Annotated in this window: 14 protein-coding genes; 5 read left to right on the top strand and 9 right to left on the bottom strand. The window is 73.7% G+C overall.

What is annotated here, in order from left to right; all coding sequences use genetic code 11:
• Positions 1–371: 371 nt before the first annotated feature.
• From AC061S_RS39010 to AC061S_RS39020, 3 genes are all read right to left on the bottom strand, one after another.
• Complete coding sequence (locus AC061S_RS39010) at positions 372–875, bottom strand: hypothetical protein (protein WP_478690615.1); 504 nt, start codon at positions 873–875, stop codon at positions 372–374.
• Positions 876–1,014: 139 nt separating this feature from the next.
• The gene (locus tag AC061S_RS39015) at positions 1,015–1,500 is read right to left on the bottom strand and encodes a ribonuclease FAU-1 family protein (protein ID WP_478690616.1); all 486 of its coding nucleotides are present in this window, start codon (positions 1,498–1,500) and stop codon (positions 1,015–1,017) included.
• Positions 1,501–1,529: 29 nt separating this feature from the next.
• Positions 1,530–2,477, bottom strand: a complete 948-nt coding sequence (locus AC061S_RS39020; RefSeq protein ID WP_478690617.1) for an N-acetyltransferase family protein — start codon at positions 2,475–2,477, stop codon at positions 1,530–1,532.
• 72 nt (positions 2,478–2,549) lie between these two features.
• On the opposite strand from AC061S_RS39020, the gene AC061S_RS39025 reads away from it, so the two are divergent.
• The gene (locus tag AC061S_RS39025) at positions 2,550–2,942 is read left to right on the top strand and encodes a GntR family transcriptional regulator (RefSeq protein ID WP_243340918.1); all 393 of its coding nucleotides are present in this window, start codon (positions 2,550–2,552) and stop codon (positions 2,940–2,942) included.
• A gap of 103 nt (positions 2,943–3,045) precedes the next feature.
• On the opposite strand, the gene AC061S_RS39030 is transcribed toward AC061S_RS39025, so the two are convergent.
• Positions 3,046–3,588 (bottom strand): heme-binding beta-barrel domain-containing protein, encoded by a 543-nt coding sequence (locus AC061S_RS39030; RefSeq protein WP_478690618.1) that lies wholly within the window; start codon positions 3,586–3,588, stop codon positions 3,046–3,048.
• 176 nt (positions 3,589–3,764) lie between these two features.
• A complete protein-coding gene (locus tag AC061S_RS39035) occupies positions 3,765–4,865 on the bottom strand; it encodes a DUF5925 domain-containing protein (protein ID WP_478690619.1) in 1,101 nt (366 codons plus the stop codon).
• A 218-nt stretch (positions 4,866–5,083) separates the two neighbouring features.
• Between AC061S_RS39035 and AC061S_RS39040 the strand changes: the two genes are divergently transcribed.
• Positions 5,084–5,884 carry an SGNH/GDSL hydrolase family protein gene (locus tag AC061S_RS39040; protein ID WP_478690633.1) on the top strand — a complete coding sequence of 267 codons (801 nt, stop codon included), beginning with the start codon at positions 5,084–5,086 and terminating at the stop codon, positions 5,882–5,884.
• A gap of 12 nt (positions 5,885–5,896) precedes the next feature.
• Here AC061S_RS39040 and AC061S_RS39045 read toward each other — a convergent pair whose 3' ends face one another.
• On the bottom strand, positions 5,897–7,600 hold the full coding sequence (locus tag AC061S_RS39045) for a serine/threonine-protein kinase (RefSeq protein WP_478690620.1): 1,704 nt from the start codon (positions 7,598–7,600) through the stop codon (positions 5,897–5,899).
• Between the two features lie 287 nt (positions 7,601–7,887).
• Between AC061S_RS39045 and AC061S_RS39050 the strand changes: the two genes are divergently transcribed.
• Positions 7,888–8,157 carry a hypothetical protein gene (locus AC061S_RS39050; RefSeq protein ID WP_030720225.1) on the top strand — a complete coding sequence of 90 codons (270 nt, stop codon included), beginning with the start codon at positions 7,888–7,890 and terminating at the stop codon, positions 8,155–8,157.
• 62 nt (positions 8,158–8,219) lie between these two features.
• Here the strand turns inward: AC061S_RS39050 and AC061S_RS39055 are convergent, their stop codons facing one another.
• Positions 8,220–9,431 (bottom strand): CaiB/BaiF CoA transferase family protein, encoded by a 1,212-nt coding sequence (locus tag AC061S_RS39055; protein WP_478690621.1) that lies wholly within the window; start codon positions 9,429–9,431, stop codon positions 8,220–8,222.
• A gap of 126 nt (positions 9,432–9,557) precedes the next feature.
• Here AC061S_RS39055 and AC061S_RS39060 point away from each other — a divergent pair, with 126 nt between their 5' ends.
• On the top strand, positions 9,558–10,511 hold the full coding sequence (locus AC061S_RS39060; RefSeq protein WP_478690622.1) for a hypothetical protein: 954 nt from the start codon (positions 9,558–9,560) through the stop codon (positions 10,509–10,511).
• Between the two features lie 14 nt (positions 10,512–10,525).
• Here AC061S_RS39060 and AC061S_RS39065 read toward each other — a convergent pair whose 3' ends face one another.
• Together AC061S_RS39065 and AC061S_RS39070 are read right to left on the bottom strand one after the other, a co-directional pair.
• Entirely contained in the window at positions 10,526–11,314 is a 789-nt protein-coding gene (locus AC061S_RS39065) for an ABC transporter permease (protein WP_478690623.1), read from the bottom strand.
• Positions 11,311–12,279 (bottom strand): ATP-binding cassette domain-containing protein, encoded by a 969-nt coding sequence (locus AC061S_RS39070; protein ID WP_478690624.1) that lies wholly within the window; start codon positions 12,277–12,279, stop codon positions 11,311–11,313. The genes AC061S_RS39065 and AC061S_RS39070 overlap by 4 nt, the downstream gene beginning before the upstream one ends.
• A 70-nt stretch (positions 12,280–12,349) precedes the next feature.
• Here AC061S_RS39070 and AC061S_RS39075 point away from each other — a divergent pair, with 70 nt between their 5' ends.
• Positions 12,350–13,075 (top strand): TetR/AcrR family transcriptional regulator, encoded by a 726-nt coding sequence (locus AC061S_RS39075; protein ID WP_478690625.1) that lies wholly within the window; start codon positions 12,350–12,352, stop codon positions 13,073–13,075.
• Positions 13,076–13,270 lie beyond the last annotated feature (195 nt).

Here is a 13,270-nt window from a genome sequence, read left to right on the forward strand (position 1 = left end):
CGTTGCCAGCGACGCATGCGAGCGTGGGGACAGACCTTGGACACTGGTCTGGGACGGCCTACGTATTCAGTTCCTTCCTCGTGCAGGTCGTCCGCTTGGGTGGAGCGACTTCGTGTCGCACTGGTGGATCTCCTCTGGGCACGGCACAGGGCTGCGCGAGTCGTGGGTGCGCCGGAAGACCGGGGCTGTGCGGCGCCGCCCCTCACGGGTTCGCGGCGCCGCCTCCGGCCCTCCCTGGCCCAGCCAAACTAACCGCCCGCGGCCGCCGTTCCACCGGCTCGGGGGCCCAGGAGCCGATCCTTAGGTTCCACTTAAGGCAGGGGTAAGAAGGGCCTCAGGAAGCGGCGCCGCGGACCCCTGGCCCCCGCACCTCATGCGTCCGCCCACTCCCGCAGGAGGGCTTCGCGCTCGGGTGGTGCCGGTGAGGCACCGAGGTGGTCCCGGCTCCACGCCGTGAGGCTCCGGGGGTCGGACGTGCCCTCCCGGTAGCGCGCCAGCAGGCGCTGGGACAGGGCGATCTCCCGGGAGGTGTAACCCGAGGTCGCCGCCGGCACCCGCAGCTCCTCCGTGCCGTCCTCCGTCGCGAGGGCCAGGAGCATCTGTGGCGGTTCCTCGTGTCCGCAGCTCGTCTCCATGGTCAGCACCGCTTCCAGCACCGCGGCCAGGACGCGGCCCGCGCGCTTCGCCGTGTTCCGCACGGGCACGGCCTCCACGACCGCCGATCGCAGGCTCGGCCACGGCCACGACCGGACGCCGTCCGGGCCGTGCGCCCGCACGCCTTCGGAGGTGAGGCGGACGCAGTGGCCCTCCGCGTTCGGCGGAGACCCCACGTACACCGCGTCCTCGGTGATCCAGAACAGCCCTACCATCGCCATGGCCGACTCCTGCCGTACGTGCCCGTCCCCACCGGGCTGCTTCCCTCGGTCCCGGGCGCCCACGGCACCCGGTTCCAGTAGGCCGCGCCCGTGCCGGGCGGCGCACGCCCCTGCATTTCGGGGCTTGACAGTCCGCGGATCAGGCCAGCAGCGCGACCAGTCCGGCCGCCGAGCGGGCCTGGCCGTCCAGGGCGTCGAGGGCCCGTACCGCCTCGGCGGCCGCTTCGGGGTCGGTGGCGGCGAGGCCGCTCTCGGCGAACTCGTCCTCGTCGAGGCGGAGCACCGCGCTCCCGTCGGCCGACACCCACAGGTCCAGGTCCAGGTCCTCGATCAGGATCACCCCGTCCCGCACCGACGCCGGGCGGGTGACGTCGCAGTACCAGCCCTTGAGGACGCCCTCGCCCGTCCGCACCTCCTTCACGGCGTACCAGCAGCGGTCGCGCCAGAAGTGCTCGGTGAACACGTCGCCCGGCTCGAAGCGGACGAAGCCGAAGTCCCGTACCCCGGGGGCCGCCCAGGGGGCGCGTACGGTGATCCGGGTGCCCGTGTCGGCCACCAGCTCGGCCGGGTAACGGATCTTCGTGCGGCCCGCCTTGGTGAGGGTGACGGTCAGCTGCGCGGTCATCGGAGCCTCTCCAGTTCTCTCGTTATCGTTCAACTATCCGATGTGGGAAGGCGCTTGGCGAAGCGGGTCTCGGTCGCGCAGACCTCGTACCCGAAGCGGGTGTTGATCGCGAGCATCGGGGCGTTGCCGGTGTCGTTGCCGGTGAACGCCTCCGTGTAGCCCGCCGCGCGGGCCCGCAGCAGCGAGTCGGTCTTGGCGAGCCGGGCCAGTCCCTGGCCGCGGAACGCGCGCAGGGTGCCCGTCATCGCGGAGGAGTAGCGGGTGGCGCCGTCGGTGTGGACGGCAGTGAAGGCGGCCACCGCGCCGTCGACCAGGACCACGGTGGTGAGGTCCAGATCGAGGTAGGGGTGGTTCCAGGTGTGCCGCAGCCAGTCCTCGTAGTCGTCGAAGTCCTGGGACACGTCGCCCGGTTCGTCGGAGCTCGCCGCCGCGTCGGCTTCGAAGAGCGGCCGCGGATCGGCGGCGAAAGCGGAGCCGGCGCGCAGTTCGGCGCCGGCCGGCAGGTTTCCGGGGAGGGCGGGCAGCGCGGCCGTGGTGAGGTCGAGGCGCAGGAAGTGCGCGGAGCGGGAGGCGCGGTAGCCGTGCCGCTCCGCGAAGGCGCGGTGCGGCGGCTCGTCGAGGACCCAGGCGTACGCGTCCTTCGCGCGCTCGGCGCCCAGATGCTCCTCGGCCGCGCCCAGCAGGGCGGCCCCGGCACCGAGGCCGCGGTGGGCGGGGTCCACGTAGGCGTTGACGAACCCCTGGCCGGGCTCGGGGCTGTCGTAGACGATGCCGACCTGGGCGGTGCCGACGACGAGGCCGTCGCCGTTCTCGGCGACGAGGAGGCGGTAGCGCTTGCCGGGGTGGGCGGAGGCCAGTTCGAAGGCCACCCCGCGGGCGGTGCCGATCATGAAGGGGAGGGCGGCGCGGCGCACCCGCACGACGGACTCGGCGTCGTCCGGGTCGTTCGGGCGCAGGTCCCGGATGGTGGTGATCACGTGGGCGACGGTAAGGGCGGAAGGGGGCCACGCGCCTGCGAATTTCCCGGCGGATGGGGGACAATCGGCCGCGTGACCTCGACTTCTCCGCACCTGAAGATCCGCATCGACGGCGCGGCGGGCGCCGCCGCCCCGTACGAGCAACTGCGCGCCCAGATCGCCGGCGGGGCGCGGGCGGGCCGGCTGCCCGCCGGGTTCAAACTGCCGACGGTCCGCGGGCTCGCGGAGGAACTGGGGCTGGCGGCGAACACCGTCGCGAAGGCGTACCGGGCGCTGGAGTCGGACGGGGTGATCGAGACGCGCGGCCGGGCCGGCAGCTTCGTGGCGGCGGCCGGCGACGGGCCCGCCCGGGAGGCGGCCACCGCCGCGCAGGCCTACGCGGAGCGGGCCCGGCGACTGGGCCTGACCTTCGACGAGGCGACCGCGGCGGCGCTGGACGCGCTGCGCGCGCGGTACGCGGACTGACTCCCGGGCGTGCGCGCCGTGCGCGCCGTGCCCGCCGTGCCCGCCGTGCGCGTTCGGGCCGCCGTGCCCGGGCGGCCGCACCGCCGGACGGCGCCCCCGCCGGTCAGTCCTTGCGCGGGCTCAGCCGGGCCTGGAGGTGGTGCGTCATGGGCTGTCCCACCGCGGCCATCTCCTGCACGATCGTCAGCTCGCCGTCCTGGAGCGCGTACCGGCGCCGCATCCCGGTGACCTCCTTGGCCCGCGGGGTCAGCCCCACGGTGTCGGTGGCCATCTCGATCTCCGTACCGGAGACCTGGCCGGTGTACGTCTCGACGATGCCCGTCGGGTGGGCGAGGGTGACCTCGACCGAGGCGTCCGGGAGGATGCGCCACCACCCCGTCTCCCGCCCCGCGGGGCGCAGCGCCGTGCCGGAGTCGTCGATCAGCCAGGCGCGGGACTCGTAGCGGAGGAAGGGCCGGCCGTCGTGGCTGAAGGTGATCTCCTGCTCGTACCGGAACCCGTGCTCCAGGGTCGGGTACTCGCCGCTGCCCCGGCCGTGCCAGCGTCCGATGAGGCCGAGCACCGGCTGGAGTTGCGGGTGCGGCTCGGGGCCCTCGCCGAGGACGTGGCTGTCGGGGAAGGGGTTCTCCTGCGCCGGTTCGAGCACGGTGCGTTCTCCTGTTCGTCGGTCCCCCGGAGGTGCACACGGCCGGTGGGGGCCTCCGGCCGCGCCCCTCATTGTCGTCGCCGGGCGCGCCGGACCCGCGCGCGCCCCGCTCGGCGGGATCCGCGGGCCGCTCCGCCGCGCCCGCGCGTGCCGCACCCACGCGTGCGCGACCGCGCCTACAAGTACATTCCCGCTTCCGTGTCGTGGCCCTGCGGCGGCAGCAGGGCGGCCGGGCCCGACGCGCCGCGGCGCAGTGCGTAGAGCTCCGCCAGCGTCGCGCCCTCGCGGGAGATGCCCTCGTCGGTGCCGAGCCAGTCCACCGCCTCGCGGTGCGTGAGCCTGCCGATCTCGATGCGCGCCAGGCAGCGCCCCGGCCGGACCACCGCCGGGTGGAGCCGCTCCAGGTCCTCGTTGGTCGTGACCCCCACCAGGACGTTGCGGCCCTGGCCGAGCAGGCCGTCCGTGAGGTTCAGCAGCCGTGACAGCGCCTGCCCGGCGGTGTGCCGGGCCTCGCCGCGGATCAACTCGTCGCAGTCCTCGAGCAGGAGCAGCCGCCAGCGGCTCTTCGCGGTGCCCTCGTCCTCCCCGATCGCGATGTCCATCAGGTAGCCGATGTCGTTGAACAGCCGCTCCGGGTCCAGTACGCAGTCCACCTGGCACCAGTCCCGCCAGGACCGGGCGAGCGTGCGCAGGGCGGAGGTCTTCCCGGTGCCGGGAGGGCCGTGCAGCAGGAGCAGCCGGCCGGCGATGTCGTCCGGGGTGACCTTCATCAGCCGGTCCATCGCCCCGGCCACCGGAGCCGTGTAGTTGGGCCGCACCTCTTCCCAGGTGCCGGCCGTGATCTGCCGGGTCGTGCGGTACGGGCCGCGGCGCGGGGAGACGTACCAGAACCCCATCGCGACGCTCGTGGGCTGCGGTTCGGGCTCGTCCTGCACGCCCTCCGTGGCCTCGCCGAGCACACCGGCGGCGAGTTCCTCGCTGACCGCCGTCACCGTGACGTCCGCACCCCGGCTCCAGCGGGAGACGAGCATGGTCCAGCCCTCGCCCTCGGCCAGCGTCGCGCTGCGGTCGCTGTCGCGGGCGGAGCGCAACACCGTGGCCCCGGGCGGCAGCAGGGTCGCGCCCGGCTTGACCCGGTCGATCGACACGCTGTGCGAGTGGGGCTGCTCGCCGGACGCGAAGCGGCCGAGGAACAGCGCGTCGACGACGTCCGACGGGGAGTCGCTGTCGTCGACGTTGAGCCGGATCGGCAGCGCGTCTTGAGGGTTGGCTGGCATGGCGCCCATGATCCGGCACGAACTGCCCTCCTGCACCCGTGTTTCGCTGGAACGGGTGGCGGGATTCCCTCTTCAAACGCCGTGCGGGTGAAGATTCGCGCCGCATGTCTGCCCCGAAAATTCTTGGCATGAACACTTCCAGTGGACCTCGGCTCCTTGTACCACGGACTCAGGAGTAACTCCGGAGTAACCCCCCACGAGGAGCCGCACACATGAGCATGAAAATGCCTCGTTTCGCCGCCTTGGCCTCTGCCCTGTTACTCGCCGCGGGCGCAGCCCTGTTCGGAGCCGGACAGGCGGCCGCCGCCGCCGACTTCGGCTACGTCGCCCTCGGTGACTCGTACTCCTCCGGCGTCGGCGCCGGCAACTACGACAGCGCCAGCGGGAACTGCAAGCGCACCACCCGCGCCTACCCGGCCCTGTGGGCCGCCGCACACGCCCCCCAGACCTTCTCCTTCGCCGCCTGCTCGGGTGCTCGTACGGGTGATGTGATGAGCGGCCAGCTCGCACCGTTGAACGCCGGCACCGACCTCGTCAGCATCACCATCGGCGGCAACGACGCCGGATTCTCCGACGTCATGACCACCTGTGTGCTCCAGTCCGAAGCCACCTGCGTGAGCCGGGTCAACCAGGCCAAGGCGTACGTGGACTCCACCCTCCCCGGCCAACTCGACCAGGTCTACAACGCCATCCACAGCCGGTCCCCGGGCGCCCGCGTGGTCGTCATCGGCTACCCCCGCTTCTACAAGCTGAACGGCACCTGCGTGGCCGGGCTGACGGAGGGCGAGCGCACGGCCATCAACGGCGCCTCCGACCACCTCAACGCCGCCATCGCCAAACGCGCCGCCAACCACGGCTTCGCCTTCGCCTCGGTCGCCGGCGCCTTCACCGGGCACGAGATCTGCTCCGGCAGTGCGTGGCTGCACAGCGTCAACTGGCTGAACATCGGCGAGTCCTACCACCCGACCGCCGCCGGGCAGTCCGGCGGCTACCTGCCCGTCTTCACCAGCGCGGCCTGAGGGCCGACGGCGTCACGGACCGGCCGTCGGCCCCGGGTTCGGCGACGGGGAGCCGGTCGGTCCGGACGTGCCGGGGGAGGAGGCCCCGCCCGTCGGGGTCTCCTCCTCGCACGTCACCGAGAACTCCAGCCAGGCCGAAGCCGCCTCCGCCGGCGCCCGGACCTCCAGCCGCACCGCGTCCTCGAAGGTGGCGTCCGGAAAGTGCGTCAGCTCCGTGTGGTCCAGCCGTACGCTCCCCGGTCCGCCCGCCGGGTACGCGAGGGTCTTCCAGCCGGGGCCCGAGGTCTGCCCGCTGCGCGTGGCCCACCGGTACTCCACCGTCGCCGGGGTCCGGTCCACCGTGACGGTGGCGGTGAAGGCCGGCGCCTCGGCGGCGGGCGCCGGGCACGTGCCGCGATAGGCGTCCCGGACGGCCTGGACGGCGGACACGGTGATGCCCGGCGGCGGCGTGGCCGAAGGGGAGGGCGACGGGGACGCCGAGGGAGAGGGGGACGCGCTCGGCGAGGGGGTCGGGGAAGGGGAAGCGCTCTGCGTGACGGTCGGGGTGGGCGTCGGCCCGTCTCCGCCGTCCCCGCCCGGGTCGCGGTCCTTCAGCAGCAGCCACCCCAGCAGGACCACCACCGCGAGCAGCACCACGATCCCGCCGGCCAGCACCAGCCCGGCCCCGTTCCGCTCGGGCTCCGGGGGGAGCGCCCGCGCCGGCCCGGCCCCGGGGGCGGGCGCCGGCAACGGCGGGGTGGGGTGGCCGTAGCGGTGCTGCGCCACGGAGGTCGGGCCGTCCTCCCGGGGCGCCTGACCCGCCGACGGACCCGCCACGGGACCGGACACCGGTCCGCCGGAGGCCCGTACGGTGCCGCCCGCGCCGATGATGCGCAGCATCCGGGCCGCCTCCGCCGCGGGCAGCCGCTCCTCGGGATCCTTGACCAGCAGCCCCTCCAGGACGGGCGTCAGCGGCCCGGCCCGCCGCGGCGGCGGGAACTCCTCCTCCACCACCGCCCGCAGCGTGGCCACCGGGGACTCCCGGTGGAAGGGCGAGACCCCCTCCACGGCCAGGTACAGCATCACCCCGAGTGCCCACAGGTCCGAGCCGGGACCCGGCTCGCGCCCCAACGCCCGCTCCGGCGGAAGGAATTCGGGGGACCCCACCACCTCGCCCGTCATGGTGATGGCGGTGGAGCCCTCCAGGCTCGCGATCCCGAAGTCGCCGAGCACCACCCGGCCGTCGTTGGCGATCAGCACGTTGCCCGGTTTGACGTCCCGGTGCAGCACCCCCGCCTCGTGCGCGGAGCGCAGCGCGGCCAGGACCTGCTCGCCGATGTGCGCGGTCCGCTGCGGGGTGAGCGGCCCGTCGCCCTCCAGGACCTCCGCGAGCGAGAGTCCCCGTACGATCTCCATCACGATCCAGGGCCGGCCGTCCTCCGTGGCCACGTCGTAGACGGTGACCACGCCCCGGTGCGAGACGCGGGCCGCGGCCCAGGCCTCCCGCTCCAGGCGCCGGTACATCCGGGCCACCTCGGCCTCGTCCATCCCGGCCGGTGCGCGCACTTCCTTGACGGCGACCTCGCGCCCCAGGACCTCGTCCCGGGCCCGCCACACCGTGCCCATCCCGCCGCGGCCGAGCGGGCCCAGCAGGCGGTAGCGTCCGGCGATGACGCGGTTGCCCCCGCCCTCGCCCCCGCCTCCGTTCGACGCGGACTCAGTCACCGAAAGCCTCATTCACGCGCGCCCCCAAGAGCGTTACCGGACGATCACTCCAAGTTAGCGCAGAGTGCGCGCCGTGGCTCCGGTCGCGACAGGAGTCACGCAGTCCGCGCGGATGCGGTTCCATGTTCCCCGAGTCCCGCGGAATTTCGCGGAGAGTGACGATCGACTCCGCTGAGTGATCGTCAACTCCCGCTCGCCACACGGGCAATTCACACCACCGGGATACCCGTGCGCGACGTGGGGACGATAGGGTTACCCTGCCCGGTGGGCCGGGTGCCCTCGTACGGGTGGGGAGAGACATGGAACAGATAGCAATGCGCAGCAGGCCGCCTCGCGTGCCTGCCATCACTTGCGGGAGCGGTGCGACCAGTTCGCGCCTCGACCGCCACCTCGCCGTGCTGGGCGGTCCCGCCGTCCCGCACCGCGAGACCGCCGAGGCGACGCTGCTCATGCGTGAGCTCACCTCGCGCGACCACACGCACCGGCTGCGGAGCCGGAGCGCGCGCGTATCGCTCTTCGCGCCGCTGCGGAGGCTGCGGCGGACCCTCTTCGGCAGCCGCCGTTCGTAACCGCTGCCGTTCCGTCCCCGCAGCGCCGCCGCTTCGTCCCCGGCCTGATCAACCCTGCCCAGTCAGCGAACCACACCGTCCCGGCGCAACGCCGTGATCTGTTCGCCCGTCATCCCCAGGGCGTGCAGCAGGGCTTCGGTGTGCTCGCCGAGCGCGGGCACCGCACCCATGTGCGGTGCCGCGCCGCCGGGCAGCCCGATCGGCGGCAGCAGGGCCCGCAGCGGACCCGCAGGCGAGCCCACCTCCCGCCAGCGGTCCCGGGCCTCCAGCTGCGGGTGTGCGGCGAGCTGTGCCACCGAGTTCAGCCGTGCGCAGGCGATGCCCGCGGCCTCCAGCCGCTCGATCGCCGCGTCCGCGCCGAGCCGGCCCAGCGCTTCGGCGACCACCGCGTCGGTCTTCTCCCGGTTCGCGGTGCGCGCGGCGTTCGTCGCGTACCCCGGATCCTCGGCCAACTCGGGCCGCTCCAGCAGTTGTTCGGCGAGCCGCCGCCACTCCCGGTCGTTCTGCACCGACAGCAGCACCCGGTCCCCGTCCGCCGTCGCGTAGGCGTCGTAGGGCGCGATCACGGCGTGCGCGAGGCCGGTCCGCACCGGCTGCTCCCCGCCGTGCATGGTGTGGTGCAGCGGATGCCCCATCCACTCGGCGAGCGCGTCGAGCATCGACACCTCCACCCTGCCTCCGCGCCCGGTGGTCCCGCGCCGCAGCAGCGCCGCGAGCACGCCCGAGAAGGCGTACATGGCGGCCGCGATGTCCGCCGCCGGGATGCCCGCCTTGACCGGCTGTTCCGGGGTGCCGGTCACCGAGACCAGGCCGGCCTCGCACTGGACGAGCATGTCGTAGGCGCGCTTGTGGGCGTACGGGCCTTCGGGCCCGTAGCCGGAGACGTCCACGGCGACCAGCCGGGGGTACCGGGCGCACAGCGCGGCCGAGTCGAGCCCCAGCCGGGCGGCGGCCCCCTGGGCGAGGTTCTGCACGAACACGTCGGCCCCGTCGAGCAGTCCGTGCAGCACCTCCCGGCCGCGCGGGTCCTTGAGGTCGAGGGCGATCGACTCCTTCCCCCGGTTGGCCCACACGAAGTGCGAGGCCAGACCGTGCGCGGCCGTGTCGTAGCCGCGCGCGAAGTCGCCGCCGTCGGGCCGCTCCACCTTGATCACCCGGGCGCCGAGGTCGGCGAGCTGACGGGTGGCGAAGGGCGCGGAGACGGCCTGCTCGACGGAGACGACGGTGATGCCGTCGAGGGGGAGGGGGTCGGCGGCATGTGTGTCGGGTTCCATGACGGTCTGCCTACCGGCCCCGAGGGGGATCTGTCATCACGCCAGGTGCTGACATCCCACATTTCTGATGGTTTGTCTGCGTATGGTATGGCGGGTCGCTCACCGACTCGCACCGAAGGGTTGCCCATGAGACGCCGGACCGCACTCGATCCACGCTCCCCGATCCGGCGGGTGGCGGTCGTGGTGATAGCTCTGGTCGCCGGGCTCGCGCTGGGGGCCGGTCCGGCGCCCGCCGCGGGCCTCGCCCCGACGCCGCTGAACGTGTCCGTCTCCAACGCCAACGGGAACGTGACGAGCCTCGCCGCGGACTGTACGAGCGGACCGCTCACCGAGACCCGGCGCATCACCGGCAGTCAGTCGGTGTCCGCCGGGCAGTTCTCCTCGCTGCCCAGCCAGCTCGCCTTCGACCTCCCGGTCAACGTGGGCGGTACCCAGGCGGCGCTGAGGGGCGCCGACGGACGGGCCACGCTGTCCAACGCGCGCGGCACCCTGACCCTGGAACTGACCAGCGGAAGCTGTGCCGCGCCGAGCATGTCCTACAACGGGACGACCGTCTCCGGGACCGGCACCTGGACGGTCCTTCCCGACGCCGCGCCGGGCAACTCCTACCGCCAGGCCATCGGTTCGGGCACCTTCAGCATCGTCAACACGGGGATCGGCGTCGGCGGCGGCCGGCCGTGGACGCTGAACCTGATGGGCTCGGTGGACCCCCTCCAGCCCACGATCGCCGTGACCCACCGCGCCTTCTGGGGCGGCCCGTTCGCCTACCTCTCCCGGACGCTGAGTGTGGAGTACCGGATCCGGAACACCGGACCCGGGGACGCCTTCGGCGTGGTCCTGAACGACGCGGCCACGAGCTCCCCCGGGGTCACCCGGATCGGCCCGGTGCCGCAGGTGGTCGGCTCGGTGCCCGCCGGCTCCGAGAGGAGTGTCGTGGTCCGCTACCGGGTGTGCGGCATCGCCTCGATCGGCTGCCGCTTCACCGCCAACGTCCAGCTGACCGTGGCGGACGCCCTCGACGCCGGTGGCCCCGCGTCGTTCCCGCGGACCGTCCAGGTGCCGATCTCCCCGGTGCCGTAGGGGCGGGCTCGTGCTCAGCCGAGGCCACGCGCGAACCGGCGCGTGGCCGCCGGCACGAAGAGCACCAGCAGGGCCAGGGACCACAGGAGCGCCCCGGCGACCGGGTGTGCGACCGGCCACGCGGCGCCCGCCGCGGCCTCGCCTCCGGCGTTCCCGAACAGTGCGCGCACGGCGGTGGCGACGGCGCTGATCGGGTTCCACTCGGCGACCGTGCGCAGCCACCCGGGCAGCCCGGCCGTCGGCAGGTACGCGCTGGAGAGCATCGGCAGGATGAAGGTGGCGCCGCCGAGCTGCCCCGCCGCCTCCTCGCTCTTGCTCAGCAGGCCGAGGTACGTCCCCACCCATGCGGTGGCGAAGCGGAACAGCAGCAGGACGCCGAAGGCCCCGAGTGCCCCCGGGAGCCCGTTCTCCGCCCGCCAGCCCATGGCCAGCCCCACCAGGATCAGCGGCACCATCGAGACGCCGGTCGTCACCAGATCCGCCGCCGTCTGCCCGAGCGGCACCGCGCTCCGGCTCATCGGCAGGGTCCGGAAACGGTCCGTCACCCCGCGGTGCACGTCCTGCGCGGCCGTGAACATGCCGGCCATCAGTCCGTTCGCGGCGGTGGCGGCGAGCAGCCCGGGAACCAGGAACTGCCGGTACTCGGAGCCCGGCATGGCGAGCGCGCTGCCGAAGACGTAGCCGAAGAACAGCAGCATGGTGACCGGCATGGTCTGGGTGAGGATGAGCAGGGCCGGGGCGTGCCCCGCCTTCTGCAGCTGGCGGGTGAGGACGGCGCCGCCGTCGGACAGCAGGGTGCTCACGCGGCGTTCTCCTTGATTTCGGTGGAGGGGCGGGCTCCGACGAGGCGCAGGAACACCTCGTCGAGGGTGGGCGGGCGCAGGCTCGCGTCCGTGACGGCGATCCCGGCGGTGTCGAGCGCGCGGATGATCCGCGGCAGCGTGAGCCCGGAGTCGAGGACGGTGGCGCCGACGGTGAGGCGCTCCCGGTCCAGGGCGGGCAGGCCCCCCGTCAGCTGGTCGAGCACGGCGGCCGCACCCGCGAGGGCCTCGGCCCCGGCCACGCAGACCTCGGCGTAGGCGCCGATCCGGGCCTTGAGGTCGGCCGGGGTGCCGGTGGCGGCGGCCCGGCCGTGGTCCACCACCACGATGTCGTCGGCGAGCCGGTCGGCCTCTTCCAGGTACTGGGTGGTGAGCAGCACGGTGGTCCCCTCGCGCGCGAGGGCTCGTACGGCCGTCCAGATCTGCTCGCGGGCCGCCGGGTCGAGGCCGGTGGTGGGCTCGTCGAGGAACAGCACGCGGGGCCGGGTGACCAGTCCGGCGGCCAGGTCGAGCCGCCGGCGCATGCCGCCCGACCAGGCGCTCGCCACCCGGTCGGCGGCCTCGGCGAGGCCGAAGCCGTCGAGTAGTTCGTCGGCGCGGTCCCGGGCGGCCCGGCCGCGCAGTCCGGCGAGGCGGGCGAAGAGCCGGAGGTTCTCGCGCCCGGTCAGATCCCCGTCGACCGAGGCGTACTGGCCGGTGGCCCCGATGGCGCGGCGGACGGCGGCCGGGTCCCGGGCGACGTCGTGTCCGGCGACGAGGGCGCGGCCGGAGGTGGGTGCGGTGAGGGTGGTGAGGATCCGGACCGCGGTGGTCTTGCCCGCGCCGTTGGGGCCGAGGAGGCCGCAGACCGTGCCCTCCGGGACGGCGAGATCGAGACCGCGCAGGGCGTGGACCTCGCCGTAGGTCTTCTCCAGACCTTCACTAAGTACGGCGTACGTAATAGTCATACCGCGCACCCTACCTGACTACGTACGCCGTACGTAACTACGATGGTGGGGATGGACGAGGTGATGAGTGATGACACCCAGCGGCCGCTCCGCTGAACCCGAAGTGATCTGGGCCCGCCCGCCGCGGGCCGGCCGCGGCCCCCGGCCCGCCCACAGCCGCGACTCGATCGCCGCCGAGGCGGTGCGGATCGCCGACGAGGAGGGGATCGACGCCGTCTCGATGCGGCGGGTGGCGGCCGGGATCGGCGCCGGGACCATGTCCCTCTACAACTACGTGCCGCGCAAGGAGGACCTGTACGAGCTGATGGTCGACGCGGTCAGCGGGGAGTACGACCTCACGCCCCCGGCCGGCGACTGGCGGGCCGACCAGCTCGCGCTGGCCCGCCAGACCCGGGCCATCATGCACCGGCACCCCTGGCTGCCCCGGCTGCTGAGTCCGGCCTACGGCTTCGGCCCGAACGCCCTGGAGTACCTGGAGTACAGCCTGGCGTGCCTGGCACCGCTCGACGCTCCGGGCGGGGAGAAGCTGGAACTGATCGCCGCGATCAACGGCACGGTCGCCACCTTCGTGGCGGGCGAACTGGCCCTCGCCGAGCGGGCCCGTCAACTCCCCTGGAGCGAGGCCGAAGAACAGGCCGTACGCGCGGCCTGGCTCGGCTCCCGCCTGGCGACGGGGGAGTACCCGCTCCTGGCGGGCGTCCTGGCGACCATTCCGGGAGCGCCGGGCGAACTGACCGACCCGGCCGCGGTGTTCGACCGGTCGGTGTCGCGCCTGCTGGGCGCCTGGGGGGCCTGACACCACGGTGTGATGTGCAGCCGTCCGGCGCCTTCCAGCCGTCCGGCGTTTGAGGACCGGGGTCTGGGGCGGAGCCCCAGGATCTTTCAGCCCGTCCGGCGTTTGAGGACCGGGTCCGGGCGGAGCCCGGGGAACGGTGGAACCGGGGGTCCCCCCGGACGAAGTCTGGGGGAGGGTAGGGGACTCCGCCCCGCA

This window comes from Streptomyces sp. CA189, assembly GCF_056428985.1.